This is a genomic window from Acaryochloris sp. CCMEE 5410, assembly GCF_000238775.2.
Lineage (GTDB): Bacteria > Cyanobacteriota > Cyanobacteriia > Thermosynechococcales > Thermosynechococcaceae > Acaryochloris.
On sequence record NZ_AFEJ02000006.1, the window covers coordinates 282,044 to 300,317 of the forward strand.

Consider the following 18,274-nt stretch of genomic DNA (forward strand, 5'->3'; position numbering starts at 1 on the left):
TTCTGCGGATTCATGCGACGTTTATGCGAGAGGATGCGGAATACCTAAAGAACAACCCCGCAAAATTCCGCAAAATCCCGCAAGGATTCGCATGAAAACTAAGGATTTGCAAGAATCCCTGGACTAGTGCTACTTTGAGGGCAGATTAAAGAGGTTCTGGAGGGGTCGCTGAGGCTCCCACACCCGTCATCATCCCTAACCCGCATGTTCTGCTCCTGCTTGCGATTGATAACGGGATATATTCGCTCTTTATAGATTTGCTTACACTCTTTCAGGCGTTGGATATCCGTTCGGTTGCGCCACCACCGACGATACTGGTGGATGACGGGACGATTCTGCATTCCCGCACTCAGCAGGACAAACTGACCTTTGCCGAGGCGTTTGAGTCGGTGCCTCGATATCAAGGGTTTACGCCGAGGGGCTTCTGAGATGGTTCGATTCGTCCCTTGCCTGCCATGACTCCGAGACCGAGTGTTTCGCTTGAGTTCGTAATCTCCAATGTCTTCCTCTAGCTGCTTGCGGGTCTCAAAATCCTCGGTTCTGAAGATGAACTGAGCGGCGGTGTTATCAAAGATGGATTTGACCACTTCGGACTTCTGCTTGATGTTCGGCTGACTATTACTCTGGAATGCCGTCACTGCATAGAACCCATAGGAACGATTCAATGAGACAATCTGCTCAAAGTCTGGCAGGACGATCCGGGCGTACTCATCCAAGATGATGCCCAAGGGCCGATCCCGGTCAGAATGCTCATTCAGGTTCCGACGAATCAGCATGTTGAGAGCCGTTGCCACCAGGGGCGAGGTCTGCTGCATGGCGAGACCATCCAGTTCAAAGAACACAATCTGTCTGCCTTTGAGGTCCAAGGGAATCGTGCTGCCTTCATGAAAGGGGTAGCTCAAACAGGGGTAGAACTTCCGACTGAGCAAGGGCATCAGCACGTTCATCGCACTGGCCGTAATCCCCGCTTCCGTGTCACGGGTGCCCGCTGTGGATAACAGACCGGACAGCTCTCGCTTTGCCCAAGGGCCAAACCCCGATTCATCAAAGAAGCCCGCTTGGACCGCTGCAACCAGTCGTTTGCCCAGGTTGGGGAGGGCCAGGTATTCCCACACCATTGGTAGGTCCGGCATATTGGAGTCTGGATGCTTCGACATCATCATCAAAGCGGTCAGGGTGAAGACGGCAAAGCTATCAAAGAAAGCATTCTTGCCATCTGAAGCCACAATCACGTTATCGAAAAAGGTGGTGACGGTAGCCCCAGCCGTCAGGTCATCGTTGTGGTCTTCTAAGAATCCCAGGAAGTCCAAGGAGTCTGAATACTTCTTCCCTGGTGCAAAGATATAGGGCTTATAGGGGATGGGCTGCTTGAGGGCATAGGGGATGAACTTTTCTTTGAGGGTGCCTTTCACATCGAACACAAACAAGGTATGGCCTTGCTTGATGGCATCACAGAGGATTGGCTCGATGACGGTTTCCGTCTTTCCTTCCCCCGCTGCTCCCAAGACTTTGATAAGGGGTTGGTTGTCGGGCAAGACGATGGGGTTGTCACTGCCCAAGCAAAGGCCGACTTTATCCCGTTCACCTTCTCGTCGTTGTTTGAGTCCTTTGCGTTTGGCTTTGCGACGTTCCCCCCAGGTCGCCCAGCGGGCATCATCAGGATCTCGACCCGTGCGACTATCGCCGCAGATGATATTGAGGATGAACAGGAGAACCAGGATGCTGCCACAACCAACGAGGGTGTTGGTGAGTATGGCGGGGATTTCAGCGTCTGAATTGCTGGTGGGTTGTTCTGTGTGAGTTTGCATGGTCAGCAAATAGTGAGTTTGCTGAGAATATACTGATTTTTTCGAGGAGGTCTTTAGGCTGGAGTGGAAGGGGGTTTCAAGGAAGCCTTTTCTAGGAATGGAGGCAATCTTTGATTAAGTTGGGAGTTGATATTACAGCCGCAGGTCTCCGCAATTATGGGCTGGCTGGAGCAACCCAAGTGTCTACAGACCAGAGGAATTGCCTGGGTTGACTTGGTGAATATCGTCGCATCACATATTAGGCTTGCTAATCACTGTTTGTGCAATTCTGGATATCTCTGGCGATAATATTCGTTATCAGATTTTATTGCATATTCAGTGAATGGCTTCTCAACTTTCACACCTTCACCTTTACCTCTAAACAAGCCCGTAAAGTTTGGTGCAAATCCATCTCCCCCGACAAACGCATGATGTTTGCAAGGCAAACTGGCAATCAACCAAGTTCGGTAGTCACTGTATTGCAATCGGATCAGGTAAAAGCCATCAATTTCTTTTTCTAGAACCATCTCTTGCAAATCATCAATGAGATAACTATGCATATTGGATGGTGCAACACAAGATTGAAGTTTTTTGGGTATCTCTGTTGCAATCGCAGATTGTATCGGCATAGAAAATGCTAAAGCAAACAATGGAAGTAGTGATTTTTTAAGCATAGTCTTGCATCACTTAATTTAGGTAAGGTGTTGGATCAAAGTATTTGCCATTGGAACCTTTAATCCCAAAGTGCAAGTGTGGACCAGTGGAAGAGCCACTGTTACCACCTTTCCCGATGACTTGCCCTTTTGTAACTGGCGCACCAATAGTTAATGGCGACCCGGCCAAATGTCCATAAACAGACTCCGTACCATTAGCATGTCTAATTCTAACGAAGTTGCCTAAATATCCCCCGCATGTGTTCAGATAATAGCCTCCCGTTGGGTGACATTCATTAAACACATCACTAACAATCCCACCATCAACAGCAAAGATATCCCCGCCAACTGGAACAGCATAATCAATGCCCCGGTGGACAGAGTAAATGCCATCGATATACCGTCCCCCCCAGCCTGATGTTACTCGGTAACCAGGAGCAGGATGAGCTAATTGTCCTGTGGTGATACCATCTCCTGGAGTGATAGCTCCAAAATCAATACCAGAACTCGCAATCGCACTGGGCTTGCAGGGGATGGATTGACCGGAGGCGGACGCATAGATACTATTCGGATCAACCGCTGTACTCTCAACGCCCAACACGCCTAACGTTGCCGCTGCGATAGCTGGATCCTGTGACTCCTGAAAATAGAAGTTAGCCCCAACATCTCCCCGGTAAGGATCACCCGGTTGGCGAATGTGCAACCAATCCTGACCTCTAAAGTCAGTCGCACCTTGGAGAAAAGCCTGGGATGCTGCAATGGCATTCGGATCGTTGAGTGCTTGTTCGATGGTTTCGTAAGTTGAGATCGCACTTTGGATACTACCTGCTTTTTTAGCAATACGGCTGATGGCTTCTTCCTTGGAAGTTACCGGGGCTTGACCAAAGTTAGGTTCATATTGCTTCGGCTGGAATACCACATCAGTGATTGTATTTGGATGCTTTGGAGAAACAACCCGGTTCATGATTGCCACAGCGACATCAACCTGATTTTGCGTGCCAGTGCTTTCCAATGCTGATGTCAAAATTAAGTTGTAGACATCTGTTTCGCTTCCCCAAGCAGACTTGCCAACAGTTTGAGCCTTTGTCCCTTGAGTTCCGGTGCTTTGACCACTCGCTGAGGCGAACGTAGACTTAGCGGCATCAGATCCCACAAACCGCCAGTGCCAAGGCTCATAGCTCACCCCTTGGCTATTCCCTTTAGGAAACGACAGCTCAAACCCATACTTGCCCGCATTCTGCTGCATCCAAGCATATTCAGGAGTGTTAGCCCAAGATTCATTCAGATAGGGGTTGGCATTATTCCCTACATCCACGGCCAGACCCGTATGGTGTTCACTATGGCCTGCGGGTGCTGATATCTTCGCCGCTGCTTCTATTGAGCCGCCTTGCTTAGCGACCTGATCTGAGAACAACTCTTCTTGCAGCTTTCTGCTCCGAAACCCACTGACTGCTTTGATATCCAGTCCTTGGGATGCAGCAGCTTCCCTCATCTGCTCAAAGGCTGCGGCGGCATCCTTCGTTAAGCCAACAGTCGCCCCATCCACAGCCGCCACGTTGTAAAGCTGTTCATCCGTTTCCGTAAAAGGGTGATGACCATACTTCGTATTGGCTGCACTTGAGTCACTCTGGCCCGCTGTCGCAATAATCTGGTCGGGGTCACAGTACACCCCAGCCGTCAGCGTCTGATTCCTCAGTCTCGCAATCTCAGCGGGCAGATTGCGCCGACTCGCCACGAGGAACAGCCCATCCTCCTTAATGACAAACGGCGTCGGTATCACCAGGAAGTGAGGGGTACATTGCTGGCCGAGTAGAGGGATGGTGACGCAGAACTGAAAGGCTAGACTCAACCGAGCCGTACTCTTCTTGTCGGGATACTCCGTGATTTTCTTGAGGACAAACTTGGTGTGAGAATTCACCCCAAACGGATGAATGCCAGCAGGTTCCCAGCCTCCATTCACCCACTTCAGCAGTCCTTTGCCCCCTTTAACACCTTGGCCGTTCTTCCCCCCTGAATCTCCCTGGACCCATTGCTTGCCCTCGATATCGCTATCCAAGCCAGCGGTTTCAGCAACGGAATCGATAAACTTCCGCATCTCAAAGTGGGGGCAGTTATCCGCTCTTTGCTTCTCGCTCTCTCCCACCGTGCATTTGATGGGCTTGAACTTCTGGTCTTCTGACCCACCAGACAAGGCATGATTCACAGAGGGTTCTTCCGGGCCATCTACCCCGCTATAGGCAATGTCAAACCGGGCGAAGACATCCCCCGCAAAAAAGCTAAAGGCTAGGTCAAACGGCAGCTCATTGATGGGGATATCCTCTAGACCCGGTATGGAGTTAATGGTTTTATCCTTGGCTCCAGGGATATGCTCAATCGCCAGATCTGCAACTTGGGGTAATGCCTGGTCAACGGGTTGATTGAGAACACCCGGAATCGCAGCAATCGGCACATTCTTCAGTTGGGGGAACTCCTTGAGCAGTTCCTTCACAGCGACTTCTGTCCCTTTCTGCTGGGCTAAGGCAATCGCTTTCCGACGCGCATCTCGCCAATCTCCCGCAACCGCATCACCCACGATCGGGACAATCTGCTTGACGGGGAGTTTCTTCAGGGTGGGGCCAATCTTTTCGCCAATGCCCGCCAGCTTAATCTGGTCGGCTTTATCAATCACCCCTTCCCAGTTCCCCCGTGCCAGGTCTTGTAGGGGGATGCCCTCCAGGGCTGGAATCTTGCTGAGCTTATCGAGGGCCACACGCTCACCCGCTGTCAGGGCGGCATTCTGTAACTGCTGGGGAGCTGAACCAGGATTGAGGAGAACACCAAAGGCAGCTTGGACAGCAGGGGCCGCATCCTTGAGCTTGATTTTCTCGCCATTGTTGATTTTGGTGTAGAGGTCATCCACTTGTTGGATAGTCAGGCCATTAAGCAGGGCCACATCCCCCACGGGCACATCACCAATGTTGGTGCCGCTGGATGCCGTCAGTTGCCTGACAGAGAGCTTCGTAAAGCCAGCCGTGACGGGGTTCTGCTGTAAATCCCCAAACTTGAGGATTTGGTCAGGGGTGGCCCCTTGCGGCCATGCTCTATCCAGCAGATAAGGGGTTTTTACACCAGCAGGCAGAGCAGGCACATCCACATACCCCGCTTGCTCTGCACCAGGGAGCTGGCTAAAGGTGGATGAGGGGGCATCTGGGTCATAGTAGAGTCCGGGTAAGCTCACCTCAGTATTTGGATCTAGAGGCGCTGCCGCTGCGGTTGTGGTTTGGGCGATGGCTGGGGCTATCTGGGTCAAGGTGGGGAGAGCGGCCAGCAACGCTGAGAAGAGTCTTCGTTTCATCGAAATGCTTGGTAGCGTCGATGAGGATATACGGTTTTTTAATTTGGCACTCTACGAGGTGCGCGGGGTATAGGTTAGAAGGGAGGCATGGGTGTCAGAAGCTTTTGCAACCAAGAGAAAACCCCGGCCCAGAAGAGCCAGGGTGGACTAAGTTACATGAGGAAAATCAATGTAAAGACGAAGGAACGCTGGGGACGCACCTTCATTTGGGAATATACTGTCGAAAATTAAATCGCTTTTTCTTCGTGGCGATACCAGCGCACTTCATCAAAGATAGCTCCAGTGGTATCTGCCCCTGTCAGGTCTGCTCCCACCAAATCAGCGCCCGTCAAATCCGCAACCTTTAAGCAGGCATTTCGGAAGTTAGCTTTTCTCAGATCCACCCCGATCAGAGTGGCATCCGTGAGATCTGCATGGGAAAAGTCAGCCTTTCGCAAGTCCGATTCAGAGAATTCTGCATTCACCAAATCGCTGTACTGAAAACACGAATTTCTCAAATCCGATTCCATTAACAAAGCACTACCAAGATGGCATCGAGATAGGTTGATACCCTTGAGCTTGAGTTCGGTTAGATCAACAGCCGCCAGAGCAGATCCCTTAAAATTTCTGATGCCACGCTGATATGCCGCGATCAGCTTATTGGTTGCATCTTCCCCTTGAATCACCAAGGATTCTGTACTGCGATGCCATTGCATATTGGCAGGAAATTGCCTCAAGAACTCTAGTAAGTGACGGATCGTTGTCTTCTCTTGGCTAAATACACTCATACTCTGGTTCACTCCTCACCATCCTCACATCCAACAATTTCGCGTCTTGCACATTGGCCCCTGTTAGATCCGCATCAACGAGATCAGCGCTGTCAAAGCAAGCATCTTTGAGTTGAGCATTGGTAAAGTTTGCTCCTTTCAAGTCTGTGTTCTGAAACTCAGCGCCCGTTAAATCAGCCCCTGTGAAATCCACATCCCTACAATCGGAGTCATCAAAAGTGACATTTTGCAGGGTTGCACCAGCAAAACATGCACCTCGATAAATCCCCTCACAAAACCACGCATAAAAGGCTTTTATCCCTTCTAGATTCGCCCCTTCTAGGTTGGCTTCACCCAGGTGCGCCCCATTCAAGCAGGCATTCTTGAGACAGGCATTCCTAAGATTGGCACCTCTTAAATCAGCTTCAATGAAGTTAACCCTAGTCAAATCACTGCCTGAAAGATTGCTCTGACTCAGGTCTGCCCAAATGAATTCTGAGTGATTCAAATCGCAGTTACTAAAATCTGCATTCATCAATTTGGCTTCACACAAATCTACTGTAAGTTTCGAGTTTGAGAAGATAATCCCTTGCAGTTCAGCTTGGTAGAGACTTTCCCAATAAATCTCAGAACCAGAGAAGTTCCGAATCCCTCTGGCATAGGCTGACAAGACTTCTTCAACCGCATTACTGCCACTCACGGGATAAGCTGATTCCTCTCCTGCCTTCAGCAACAAAGGACTTTGACGTTGATTTAATTTCATGATCGAACTCCATTTAATAATGACAACCCCGCCCTCAGCAGAACGGGGTTTTCGTCCCGCTCACTTCAGCAGCAAAATCCAAGCGATAATCCCCAAGATCCAACCGATGGGGCCTGCTAGAAACAGGAAGGGCGTGAGGACGATCAGGAGAATGATGAGACAACCTTTCATTACATTCCCTCCAAAAAATAAATCTCGACATCCTTCCCTTCAAAGAAATAGAGATTGCCCCCTCTCTGACTAAAGCGATTACGGTCTGGTAGCAGGCTATTGACAACATTGCCCGCCCGACTACCAATCCCCTGGTCGCGTAGCTGGTCAATGCCCACATTAAGGCCCGCTCTCAGGAGACGACCCCCGAAGTCTGACCCACCCGTATTCTTGGCCTTGGCTTGCAGATAGGGCGTATCCTTGTACTGCACCATCGCAACAGGTTGAGTTCGGGTATTCCCCTCTGGGTCATTCAGATTGACATGATCAATGGGCCGACCATTAATCTCCACGATCTGGACTTGAGCAAAATCCCCTTGCACTGACATCACCTCACCAATGGCCGTCGAGCCTTTTTTCGCCACACTCCCTAAGTCTCCTTTCAGTCGGAGCAAGACCCGTTGTCCCGCTGGTGCTTGCTGACCCGCAACCCAAGTCAGGGGATTGGCAAAGGCCGCTTTCACCTTCGTGCCAGCAGGAATAGAGCCACGGACGAAGCTCGTTTGAGTCGGTGTCACGCCTTCTGTCTGTGGTCTCGTGATAGCATCTGGCCCACTGGCAGCAGACATATCCTGCATCAAGTCACCCGTCATCGCATTAGAAGCCACTAGCACCCCAGATTCAGCCCCAGTCAGCTTAGGCTGGATGGGGGTCTCCGGTCTAATCGGTGTGGTGGAGACACGGACGGGCTTATGGGGCAACCGCTTGATTTGGATAGGGCGAGACTTCGGCTTGGCTTGGGGTGGCTCAAACTTCTTGGACAGGGACACTCGATTGACGGGCTGAAGTTTCGGGGATGCCGCTGCCACGGTCTGAGGTCGCATAGGAGTGGGTGCTGGCTTATACACCACCCGGTCTCGATAGACAATCCTGGGCTTGGATGGCACAAACCGAGGGCGAGTTGGGGGCACGGAACGACGCACGGGAATAGTTCTGGCGGTCGTTGCGGCGGGTGGAGGTGTCTTTCTCGTGGGCTGATTCACTCGGTTAATCGTCCGGGAGCTAACGGCAGGCTTGGGCAGCTTCTTGTCCTTGCCTGTGCGTAAGTCAATGCGCTTGCCTTGCTGCAACTGCTGAATGGCGAGGTTCTGCTCATTAATCACCTGCAACAGCTCTTGCCGTTCGCTCTCTTCTAACGGAGCTGAGGCAACCGTTTGCTCCTGCTCCTTAGCCTGGGGTTGCGACATCGTAGAGCAGCCCCGCACCAGGGAGAGGAACCCCAACACAAAGGTGCCGAAGAATAGGAACTGGAAGGGGATGGAGCGGCGTGTCTTTTTCTTGGCGTTAAACTCATTCGTCAGCTCAGGCAGAGCCACACCATCTAGGGTTAGCTCTGCTGCGGCATCCGTTGGCTCAACCTTGGGGGGTGGGGTCTTCCCCGTCACTTGATGGATCACCTCCAAGGAGGCTTGTTCAGATTGGACTTTTGTTGTGTCTTTCATGGTTATTTCGCCTCCACGAGTACGATTTTCAGTCCTTCTTTTCGCCATCGGTGGATCAGAGCATTGAGGGATTCACTTCCCGTGCCCAATCCCAAGATGTCGTTCTCTTTCGCGTTGCTATGGGGGACGGCCTGGACCGTCAGGGTGACGCTCATCGCTTCCACCTGGGACGTGCCATCACTCTTGACATGCGCTCGGTCCGCAATCACCGTCACTCGCCATAGCCCTGCCTCCACTTCCTGGACCGTGGGGTCTCGGGTCAGCTCAATCACGGCTTCTTGTTTACCCGTCAGATAGGCATCCAAGGGAAGCTGCTGGGCATAGCGGGTCTTGACTTGCTGCAGCCATCCTTCGCGCATTCCCAAGTCCATTGCAAAGGATGCGGCCCAGAGCTTAGCGGGATAGGCGTCTACCCCCACCTTCTTCTCTGGGTCTTGACTGTTCCAGGTATAGGCCGTTTTGAACCACTGCCGCGCATAGGCTTTAAGCTGCCCTTCAGACCGATACAGCGGGTCTTTACGCTGGGCATGAATGGTCTCATTCGTAGTTTGCACGAATAGGTTGGAACGCTCCTCTCTGAGGGAGGCAAGGTTCGCACCAATGCCCAATACCGCGAGGAACAGAAACACATAGGAGGTGGCAAACCCGATAAACAGCCAGGGGATTCTTCGCTTTTTCTGCTGCTGGGCGCTTTCTAGGGCGGGGTGAACTTTAATCATGTCCATGATGTCTTTCCTGTAGTGCTAAGTGAGGATCTACCGATTTCGGTAGTCGCGCTGTTGGAAGGAGGAGACGGCACTCCCTAACCCCGCTGCGGCGAGGGAGGTGCCCACGGCGATGGTGGCAATAATCTGACCACTCCAGGCATGAACTGCGGCAATCACACCTCCCGTCACCGCTGCCGTTGAGACTGCCGGGGCAAAGTACCCCAAAAACTGTGCCCAGTATTCAGCCCCATCATTGGGAGGATTCGCAGAAAGGAAGGACGCTCCTAAGCCGACAATCAGGACATAAACAATGCGAACGAGGGCAATGATGATAAAGGAGCTGAAGTAAGTGACGGCGATGCCCACTCGACCCGGCAGGGGGAGGGAGCCATACAGGATCATGATCGGGGCCAGGTACGCTGCCAGGTACAGCATGAATTCTTGCCCTGACACAAACCAGTACTGCACCATCAGCGGGCCATCGACCTTAATCGCTTCATCAATCCGGTCGGCAACTGCTTCAGGGGAAACGCCCACCGTCGCTTGAGTGGTGGACCCAATGATAAATAAGGTGCCTAGAGACAGTTGGCCTTGCGTCTTCCTCTCAGCGTTAGCCGCCACTTGTTCTGCGGTCTTACAGGTGGGACATTTTCGTTTAATCTCGGCTCTTCTGGCCTTGATATCGGCGAGCAGGTTCTGGAAACATCCCAACGAGTCATAGGCTCTGGCTTCTAATGCCGTCAGGCTACCACCGGGGGTGTTGAGGGCCAGCTCTTGGGTCGCGGGGTCTATCTTATTCTCGCCAGGGGCTTTGAGGGTGGGAGCGGGCAGGGACCGACAATACGTAGAGCTGTAACCAAAGTCGTTCCGCAGCTCTAGGCTAAACAGCTGGTCTTCAATCGCTTGCTCGAAATTCACCTCCGTGATTTGGGCTTCCAACAGCAGATCCGTACCTCGGGTCATCAACCCCCTAGTACCATGAGCAACCGCTTTTGCGGCTAAGCCATTACCCGCGAGAAACAGGGATAAGATGACGATGGGAACCACTGAGCGGTTAAACCCTTTGATAAAGTCCCCTTTAAAATAGTCATAGCCCGCTCGTGCGAGGAACAACAGCAGCAATATCAGGAGAAAGGGCAGCAGGAAGCTAAATAGGGCATCACTACTCAGGGAGTTATTCTCTCCCGTCAACATGGAGTTCCAGGTCTCATCCCACCACTTGGAGGTATTCGCCATATTGGTTTGGGACTTGGACAGCAGTTTCAGCCCTTTTGAATCCACATCCCTGTAGTAAAAAACAGAGGCATTGGCATTCAACATACCCACGGCACAAAAGCAGGGGGTGAGCAGCAGGGTTAATGCTGTTATTAGCCTATTGACCTGTTTGCGGCTGAGGCGGGACCAGTCCTGGTATGAGGACGTTGTTGGTGGCATTGGCCTGTTTCTCAAGGTTGGCGAAAGCCTTAAATCGTCGTTCATCTTCCTGCTGTCCAAAATCAGCTCGAATTTGCTCTAGAAATACACTCTGGGAGGCTAGCTGGTGATTCCCCACGTCCCGCTGCTGGTAGGCCAGGGCAGAGCTAACCACTAAGGCAGTTGTTGCCTTGTTCTGCTCCCCTTGGGATTGCTGAATATTCCCCAGAATGACGCCGTTCAAGGAGGTCTGCTGGGACTGGATGGCGTCTGAGCGGGCCAGGGACTTCAATACTGCTTGGGAGCTTTTCAGCTTTTGGGCATGGGTGGATTCTTCCCCTACGGCTTTAGCGAGGTCACCATTATGAGCAACGGCTTCAATCGTGCCCCCCGTGAGCTGGACAAGGTTGGTCGAGGCTTCAATGGTGTTGGTCAATGACTCCTCTAGCTGGCCTGACTGCTGCTCTCGAAGCTTACGGGCATCCTCGCCAAAGACCAACTGCTGCATCAGGGACGGGACATACATCCTTCGGGCCACATCATTCTTGGCCTGGATATAGGATTCATCCGGGGTTTGAGGGTCATCAAATATCTTGCCTGCAGGACCATTCCCTCCAGCGTCAGCACTGGGAACTTCGTTACCGCCAATCTTGTTGTAGTTGTCTAGGAGAACGAGTAGGTCATGTTTGAGGACGCCATCCGGGTCTTTGATAACCTTGCGAACGGATTGATAGAGGTCTTTGCCCAAGCGGTAGGCTTTCAACGCCTTCTGGCCGTACTCAAAGACCTTGAGAAACTTTCGTTGGGTTTCATTGATCGTGTTCGGGTTATCATCCCCCAACACCCCGTAAATAATCCCTCCTAATCCCTTGGGAATCTGAGCCGTGGGCACTTCATTAGCAGTTGGAGCGGTATAGATGTCATCGACGCTGATAATGTCCGGGGTATAGCTCGGAGAGGGGGTATAGACATCATCCACACTGATAACGTCTGGGGTATAGCCAGGGGAGTCCTGGGCATAGGCGGGGCCAAGGGCTACCGTCGTTTGCATAGACAGTAGGGTGATAATGAGAAAGCGCTTTTTACGCAGCATGGGGATTTACTCCTATATGAGTGGGTTCAAGTCCTTTAGCATTGGCTTCTGAGAGCTGATTACCGAAGGCGACCAGGCCCGCTACGGGGTCGGTATGTTGGGCCATGACTCGGTTCCTCGCCTCTGTCTCCAGCTTGGAATTTGCGCCCACGGCTAAGGTCACGTTATCCGGGGCATATTTGACGAGCAGCTCTCGGTCATCTCGCTTCCAGATAAAGTAGGACTCCTGTAATTGCTTGTTGGAGTTGTAGGCACTCTTCTTAAAGCACTTCAGGTTCTCAGGCCGGAAGTCAAAGTGATCAACGAGAATTTTGTAGCTGTTCTTGTTAATCTTGGAGACAAATCTGTTCTGGAGGTTGGCGATAACGTTGGAGGCGGCAGGGGAAGCCACTAGGGACTCTAAGCCCGTAAACCCCAAAACGACATTGCAACCCCATTTACGACCTGCGGCACAGATGGAGCCAAACATATTAGCAAAGACGGAATGGACGAATAATTCACTCCCTTCATCCATCATCAACAAGGTCTTTTTCTGGGACATGGCCTTGCGAAGTAGCAGGTCAAATCCAGATAGACCATAGATCAGGGAGTCTTGACTCGTATCCACATTCGTCAAGCCTAATACCAGGATATCCACGTTGGTATCAAAGGCTGAAATGCCATTGATAGCTCGACCCAAAGAAGTAGACATCACCCCTTTTAGCAGTAGATACAACGCATCAAACTGCTCTCGGATATGGGTCTGAACATCATTATCAATGGCATACCGAATCAGCCACCCATAGGCATAAGAGACGAACTCTGAATAAATCGGCATCTGGGCAGCATCCTCAGAACCAAAAGGGGCTTTGGCCGCAACCTCATAGCGGTCTTTGTTCTCCTGGTAAAACTCAGCAAAACACAGACTCAATGCCCTTGACATCAATTCAACCTCTAGGCCCGTTTGCTTGTTCAGGCCCGCGATGGCTTGCAAAATCCTCAGTTTGTTCTCGGCAATATAGCTGATGGTGGATTCTCGAGTCGGCTGCTCAGGGTAATAACCCGGTTCACCAGGGGCGGGAAGTTCATCAACCCAGGAGATATCGGGAATCCCCATGATATTGATGGTCTTCTTATCTACGCTTTGATAAGTGGCAGAGACACCAAGGCGATTCAAGGTAGCGACCAAGGGTTCATAAGTACTCTGACCATTGGGTGGAGGGAAATCAAAAATTACCCCTGCCTGCTGAGCCACGATATAAGCTTGAATCGCCCGAATCATAAACATGGACTTCCCACATCCCGTTTGACCCGTCACTAACGTGTGGTTGGGGTTCGTCCAGACGATATCCCAAAAGTAGGAGATGGGTAGCTCCTGACCGATGAGCATCACCCCCAGATCATCCATTTTGGGGGGCTGAATCTGAGGGATGGTGGTGGTAGCTTTCAAGGATGAGGTCCGATACAGGTAATGCCTAGGGCCAGAATAGGCACTCGTGGGAAAGGTCAGCAGGGGGGCTGAGGAGAGGGCCATTTGGGCGAAATAGACATAGTTGAATCGGTGCTGGATAATCTCGCAGGAGGTGGAAGAGAATCGTCGAGAGACGGTTCTGAGGTCTTTCTTCAGTTCCTCTTCACTACTGCGGTAGAGGAATAGGCATAGGGCCACGTTCATGATCTGGTTGCCCTGGTTGAGCCATTCCAGGTTCTGGTCTGCGGCCCGCTTCCGCTCTCGGGCAACGACATCCACGTCTTTCTTCATTGCCGCACGGTCTTCCCGCCTCACGGAGTTGCGATAGGTCTGCTCTAGCAGGTATCGACTCCAGTAGGGAGTGTCAGGCAACAGTTCCGTGACTAAGCGAAAATCCGTGATGGGGGAGTTCCCCGTACACAGCTTGCGGTAGAAGAATTCTAGGAATCCTTTCTCCACGGAACCGTCAACCTTGGGCATCATCCGTAGATCCGCAAATCGAATTGCGCCTACCCACTGATTCTTAATCGGTAGATAGGCGCAGTCATCTTTGAACAGGGGAACGGCGGGCAGTCCTTCCCTTGGCTCAAACAAGGCATAGAGGGCATGGTTAGCCGGGTCATTGACGATAAGTTCACCCAGGCCGTAATGATCCAGGATCTGGCATTGGGGCACTTCTAGGCCATCATTATGGGTTTCCCCATAGTCCCAGTCACACATCTCTTGAGCGGTTAAGGGTCTGGCGGTAAGGCCAAACCCATTCGGTGAGGTGATGGTTTCAAAGGTCTCTTTGTACATACGACCATAGGCATATTTGATGGCCCGCTCCCAGGTCGCTTTACTGTTGCGCTTCTCCTCCTTGAGAAACTGAGGGACAAATTTATCTAAATAGTCCAGCAAGACATCGGCGGGAGATTCGGGGGGTGATTCAGTCTCATGCAGCTCTAGGCGGCATTTGATTTGATAGATGATCCGAGACTTTGCCAATTTTCCAGATGCTTTGAGGGCCACGAGCCGTTCTGCTTCAGCGGAGAGCTGAGCGATGGTCAGCGGATCTTTGGCCTGCTGGATTTGCTGGGCTATCTGGGCTAGGGGTTCTTCACAGCTCGAACGCACATCCCAGATGGACTTTAATTCCGCTCCCAGGCTGCATAAACCCGTATTAGTCCCCTCTAAGTGGCCTTGGGCCTCATCCCCTGGCAAAGTAGAGTCATTGCCCTCTACCTCGACATCAAACTCCGCTTTGACGTTATTCTCCCCCCACTGAAACAGTCGATAGCCGATTTCTTGACCCGCAATATTGACTTGACCATAGGTTTTTAAGGGGAAGTTCTCTTGAATAGAGGCCAGTTGCCCCATGCGCTCAGGGGTCGGGGTTTGCGGCATCCCTACATTGTCGTAGAACAGACTACAGTCTTGGTTGGCATACCGCTTGGGCTGGGTCATCCGCTCCAGTTGCTTGGCAGGGTTGCGGCCAAAGATCAGCACCAGGGCAGAAGGAACGGCGACCATATACATAAAGCCGAACATCAAGCTAATCGTGAAGATGAAGATGATGCCGCTGATGAGGACGAAGACGAAGGCGATTAAATAGGGAATGGGGGCACCATCCGCAACGGTATTGACCCCCAAGATTTCTTTGTTTGACTCTCGATTGACTTGTGCAAAATCCATGAATTGCCTCCTATGCCAACTTGGACACGCCAAAGATCAAGGTGCCGAAGATGGCGAGGGTGGCGACGAAGTAGACAATGGCAATAATCGGCTGAGACATCTCCGACATGTTGAAGCCATGATTAGAGGAGGCGAGGGTGGCTTTTCCCGTCATAAACAGTCCCCCGATCAAAGCAGATGCGACGATTAGACCGCCCACACCACACATCAGACCCGCAACGGAAAAGCCCTGGAAATCTAACCACCCCAGTAGCTTAATCGCCGCATCCCCAAAGCCAGGAATGAAGTTAAAGGCAGTGCAGATATCTTGGGTGGGTCGGAGCTGGGCATGGGCATATTGCTGATACCCCAAGGCCAGACAAAACACATGGATGGCAAGGAGTTGATAGCCTTTACCCAGACCCCGGAATTTGACCCAAGGGAAGACGGAGGCCATCATCAAGAGCATGGCGAATCCTGTTGCTAGAAAGCCGGGATGATTGAAGTACAGGCCAACCCCCATAAAGGCTAGGGGAGAGAACCACCAGGGATGGAGGGGATTTTCTTGTATAGATTGATGATTGCTGACATGACTTTAGACTCCTAAGTAGGGAACGATAGGTTGGGAAAAACTTACAGTTGGCTGTAGCGGATCAGGGCCGTCACTACGCTGGCTGGAACACCCGCTTTTTGACTGGCAGCTTCAGGCCCTGACCCTCGACGCATCGCCCGAATCATGCCGTTGACGCGATAGTGCATGTCTGAGCGATAGCCAATCTCGCCCTTGCTGCGGGCAATGTTCAAACCTCTCAAGATGGTTGAGGGAGTGATACGAGGGACAGGTTGAATACGACTAGCAGCAAGGACAGGTTTAGGCCGATTAGGAAAAGAAGACCGTCTCACAAGGGGACGCTGGACGGTCTTCGGTGCTGGGGAAGGAATACCTCGTGGGTGGGGTGGGGTGCCCGTCAGGTTTAGGGTCAAGGGTTTTCCAGTTGCAACCTTCTGACCCGTTGGGAAACTCACCGTGGAGGTGAGGGCAGGACGAGGGGCCGTGGATACAGATGGCTCCACTGATGACTGGACAATAGGTGAACTTATGTAGGTCACGGGCGACGGTGGAGGGTTGTCAACGCGCTGTATGGAGATTTGGGCATAGTCTTGGGAGCAGCCTTGGAGGTGCAACTGCAAATAAACCCCATCCGTGTCAGGCTTGGCTTTCCAGCGCAGGGTGATTTTTTGGGTTCTGGGCTGGGGCTGGTCTAGGTTGACCTCTAGGTACTGCGCGGCACTCGGATCTCCGAAAAATGCCTTTTCCACGGTGCAGCCTTGACCCTTTAAGTCCAGGGTATGGGCAGCTTTGGGCGATAGGTTAACGGTTTGGGTGGAGGCAATGGCCGACGATGCGATTGAGAGCAAGGCCATTGTCAGTAGGGAAGATTTATACATGGGTTTGGGTGTTACATAGGATGAGTTGGATACAAGAACAGGGATGAGGGACAGCTATTTCTCAGCTTCTCCTTGACGACATCGCCTACGTCATCAGCAATGTCACTCACTTCACCGCCATTGATGATGCGGCCCCAACGAGCAGCATCCACGACACCTGATACATGCAGCGCCGATGAGGTGAGCAGTCCTAGAAAAAAGATCAGCAAATCCCTAAACATGGACACCTCCACTGTCAAATACTTTCTGGGTATAGAAATTTAGAGACACGACTCCCCTAAAGGAACTGCGCTCAAAATCAACGATGTTGTTGTGGGCAGCTCCAAAGGAGGTAACGGAAGGCGATGTGCTGGTTGAGTCCGCTGAGCGAGTGGGTGGTGTGGCGTTATCGGTGGTTGGCTCAGTGATAGTTGACCGAGTGAAGACTTTGAGAGGGCTAGTCAGAACTTCAGCGACCTTCTTCACAGCCCGTTTCGCTTGTCGGGCGACCTGGACACTAAACCCTAAGCCTCTGGTGATGATGGGTGCAAGAGGCTTGCTGTCTTCTATCGGTTCACTCTCTGGTTCTGTTGAAGTGGAGTTAGCTCCATAATTTAAAAACTGGATTCGTAATGCCTCAATTCCTTCCCTGACCACTGCCCCTACTTTATGGATGGGAATGGCGAGTTGCTTGGAAATCGCTTTGAAGGTTTCTCCCTCTAAAAAGTGGAGACGGATGACTTCGGCCAGAGTGGAAGGAATTAGTGTGAGCAAATCACCCCAGCGCTGCTCCTGAATAGCAGTGGCAATCTCTAAGGGAATGGCCGACAGCATCTCTTGCATGTCGCTGACCACTTCTGTATCGGGGTCAGCAATCCGATCCACCAGTTCAGTCTGGTAACCCTGCTCAATAATATTCAGGGAGGAGGGTTGGTGAATTTGCAGCAGCGTCTCCACTCGTTTGACCTTGAGCTGGGTCCGTTCTGCAATCTCCTCTGTAGTGAGTGGCCCTCGTGTTGCTGGATAACTTGATTGATCTGCTTGAGTTGGTCTCGCGCACTTTGAGGGACACGGATGATGTTGTCCGCATACAAAGATTCATCCGACTGCATGGCCTTACGAACATGCCAATAGGCGAAGGTTTGCAGTCTGGCTCCTCCATCAATCGACCATCCCTCTATCGCGTCGGTCAAGCCAAGGACGCCTTGATTGAAAAGTACTTCATCATCGAGGAGCAGACGATGAGATTGCCCTTGGCGATAGACACCACCCACCTTGCAGATAAAAGCAAGGTTATGATTAATAAGCGTTTGGCGGGCTTTGATATCCCCAGACTGTGCGGCCAACAGTAGCCTTCGCTCTGTCACTTCGTCCAGTTCTGGATGCCTTACGATGGTCCGACGAATAGACGATGATATCCGCAACCCTTTATAGGAAAACAGTCGTGAATCTGCCATCGCTACGGATTCCCCCTAGCAAAACGAAGGGACAATTGGGGGTGACAAACATTGAGATAAGTGGATAGTGCTGGCAGACTTGAAGTCATCGGTCAGACCTCCTACAAGAGGGCGACTTGCAAATGGGAGAGGTGAAAT

15 protein-coding genes are annotated in these 18,274 nt (G+C 51.7%); all 15 read right to left on the minus strand.

The window, feature by feature from the left end:
• Nucleotides 1–98: 98 nt before the first annotated feature.
• On the minus strand, nucleotides 99–1,808 hold the full coding sequence (locus tag ON05_RS36265; RefSeq protein WP_262562682.1) for a type IV secretory system conjugative DNA transfer family protein: 1,710 nt from the start codon (nucleotides 1,806–1,808) through the stop codon (nucleotides 99–101).
• Between the two features lie 251 nt (nucleotides 1,809–2,059).
• Nucleotides 2,060–2,461, minus strand: a complete 402-nt coding sequence (locus ON05_RS36270; protein ID WP_029315037.1) for a hypothetical protein — start codon at nucleotides 2,459–2,461, stop codon at nucleotides 2,060–2,062.
• A gap of 13 nt (nucleotides 2,462–2,474) precedes the next feature.
• Complete coding sequence (locus ON05_RS36275; RefSeq protein ID WP_262562683.1) at nucleotides 2,475–5,774, minus strand: D-alanyl-D-alanine carboxypeptidase family protein; 3,300 nt, start codon at nucleotides 5,772–5,774, stop codon at nucleotides 2,475–2,477.
• A 227-nt stretch (nucleotides 5,775–6,001) separates the two neighbouring features.
• Entirely contained in the window at nucleotides 6,002–6,541 is a 540-nt protein-coding gene (locus ON05_RS36280; protein ID WP_010479490.1) for a pentapeptide repeat-containing protein, read from the minus strand.
• The gene (locus ON05_RS36285) at nucleotides 6,528–7,283 is read right to left on the minus strand and encodes a pentapeptide repeat-containing protein (RefSeq protein WP_010479488.1); all 756 of its coding nucleotides are present in this window, start codon (nucleotides 7,281–7,283) and stop codon (nucleotides 6,528–6,530) included. Before ON05_RS36285 ends, ON05_RS36280 begins: the two co-directional genes overlap by 14 nt.
• Before the next feature lie 170 nt (nucleotides 7,284–7,453).
• Nucleotides 7,454–8,935 (minus strand): hypothetical protein, encoded by a 1,482-nt coding sequence (locus tag ON05_RS36290; RefSeq protein WP_010479484.1) that lies wholly within the window; start codon nucleotides 8,933–8,935, stop codon nucleotides 7,454–7,456.
• A gap of 2 nt (nucleotides 8,936–8,937) precedes the next feature.
• Nucleotides 8,938–9,660 (minus strand): hypothetical protein, encoded by a 723-nt coding sequence (locus ON05_RS36295; RefSeq protein WP_010479483.1) that lies wholly within the window; start codon nucleotides 9,658–9,660, stop codon nucleotides 8,938–8,940.
• 30 nt (nucleotides 9,661–9,690) lie between these two features.
• Nucleotides 9,691–11,076 carry a hypothetical protein gene (locus ON05_RS36300; RefSeq protein ID WP_236619130.1) on the minus strand — a complete coding sequence of 462 codons (1,386 nt, stop codon included), beginning with the start codon at nucleotides 11,074–11,076 and terminating at the stop codon, nucleotides 9,691–9,693.
• Entirely contained in the window at nucleotides 11,015–12,148 is a 1,134-nt protein-coding gene (locus tag ON05_RS36305; protein ID WP_010479478.1) for a hypothetical protein, read from the minus strand. The genes ON05_RS36300 and ON05_RS36305 overlap by 62 nt, the downstream gene beginning before the upstream one ends.
• Nucleotides 12,138–15,272 carry a hypothetical protein gene (locus tag ON05_RS36310; protein ID WP_010479476.1) on the minus strand — a complete coding sequence of 1,045 codons (3,135 nt, stop codon included), beginning with the start codon at nucleotides 15,270–15,272 and terminating at the stop codon, nucleotides 12,138–12,140. The genes ON05_RS36305 and ON05_RS36310 overlap by 11 nt, the downstream gene beginning before the upstream one ends.
• A 10-nt stretch (nucleotides 15,273–15,282) precedes the next feature.
• Nucleotides 15,283–15,774 carry a hypothetical protein gene (locus ON05_RS36315; RefSeq protein ID WP_262562685.1) on the minus strand — a complete coding sequence of 164 codons (492 nt, stop codon included), beginning with the start codon at nucleotides 15,772–15,774 and terminating at the stop codon, nucleotides 15,283–15,285.
• Nucleotides 15,775–15,884: 110 nt separating this feature from the next.
• Complete coding sequence (locus ON05_RS36320; protein ID WP_029315603.1) at nucleotides 15,885–16,700, minus strand: hypothetical protein; 816 nt, start codon at nucleotides 16,698–16,700, stop codon at nucleotides 15,885–15,887.
• Nucleotides 16,701–16,711: 11 nt separating this feature from the next.
• Nucleotides 16,712–16,921, minus strand: coding sequence for a hypothetical protein (locus ON05_RS36325; protein WP_262562686.1), 210 nt, complete (start codon nucleotides 16,919–16,921; stop codon nucleotides 16,712–16,714).
• Complete coding sequence (locus ON05_RS36330; protein ID WP_262562688.1) at nucleotides 16,914–17,636, minus strand: hypothetical protein; 723 nt, start codon at nucleotides 17,634–17,636, stop codon at nucleotides 16,914–16,916. The genes ON05_RS36325 and ON05_RS36330 overlap by 8 nt, the downstream gene beginning before the upstream one ends.
• A complete protein-coding gene (locus tag ON05_RS36335) occupies nucleotides 17,597–18,136 on the minus strand; it encodes a sigma-70 family RNA polymerase sigma factor (RefSeq protein ID WP_262562689.1) in 540 nt (179 codons plus the stop codon). Before ON05_RS36335 ends, ON05_RS36330 begins: the two co-directional genes overlap by 40 nt.
• Between the last annotated feature and the right edge of the window lie 138 nt (nucleotides 18,137–18,274).

Coding starts and splice junctions, on each gene's coding strand:
- ON05_RS36275 (WP_262562683.1), bottom strand. CDS start 5,774: ATGAAACGAAGACTCTTCTCAGCGTTGCTGGCCGCTCTCCCCACCTTG.
- ON05_RS36265 (WP_262562682.1), bottom strand. CDS start 1,808: ATGCAAACTCACACAGAACAACCCACCAGCAATTCAGACGCTGAAATC.
- ON05_RS36280 (WP_010479490.1), bottom strand. CDS start 6,541: ATGAGTGTATTTAGCCAAGAGAAGACAACGATCCGTCACTTACTAGAG.
- ON05_RS36325 (WP_262562686.1), bottom strand. CDS start 16,921: ATGTTTAGGGATTTGCTGATCTTTTTTCTAGGACTGCTCACCTCATCG.
- ON05_RS36270 (WP_029315037.1), bottom strand. CDS start 2,461: ATGCTTAAAAAATCACTACTTCCATTGTTTGCTTTAGCATTTTCTATG.
- ON05_RS36335 (WP_262562689.1), bottom strand. CDS start 18,136: ATGGCAGATTCACGACTGTTTTCCTATAAAGGGTTGCGGATATCATCG.
- ON05_RS36320 (WP_029315603.1), bottom strand. CDS start 16,700: ATGTATAAATCTTCCCTACTGACAATGGCCTTGCTCTCAATCGCATCG.
- ON05_RS36310 (WP_010479476.1), bottom strand. CDS start 15,272: ATGGATTTTGCACAAGTCAATCGAGAGTCAAACAAAGAAATCTTGGGG.
- ON05_RS36285 (WP_010479488.1), bottom strand. CDS start 7,283: ATGAAATTAAATCAACGTCAAAGTCCTTTGTTGCTGAAGGCAGGAGAG.
- ON05_RS36300 (WP_236619130.1), bottom strand. CDS start 11,076: ATGCCACCAACAACGTCCTCATACCAGGACTGGTCCCGCCTCAGCCGC.
- ON05_RS36315 (WP_262562685.1), bottom strand. CDS start 15,774: ATGGGGGTTGGCCTGTACTTCAATCATCCCGGCTTTCTAGCAACAGGA.
- ON05_RS36295 (WP_010479483.1), bottom strand. CDS start 9,660: ATGGACATGATTAAAGTTCACCCCGCCCTAGAAAGCGCCCAGCAGCAG.
- ON05_RS36290 (WP_010479484.1), bottom strand. CDS start 8,935: ATGAAAGACACAACAAAAGTCCAATCTGAACAAGCCTCCTTGGAGGTG.
- ON05_RS36305 (WP_010479478.1), bottom strand. CDS start 12,148: ATGCTGCGTAAAAAGCGCTTTCTCATTATCACCCTACTGTCTATGCAA.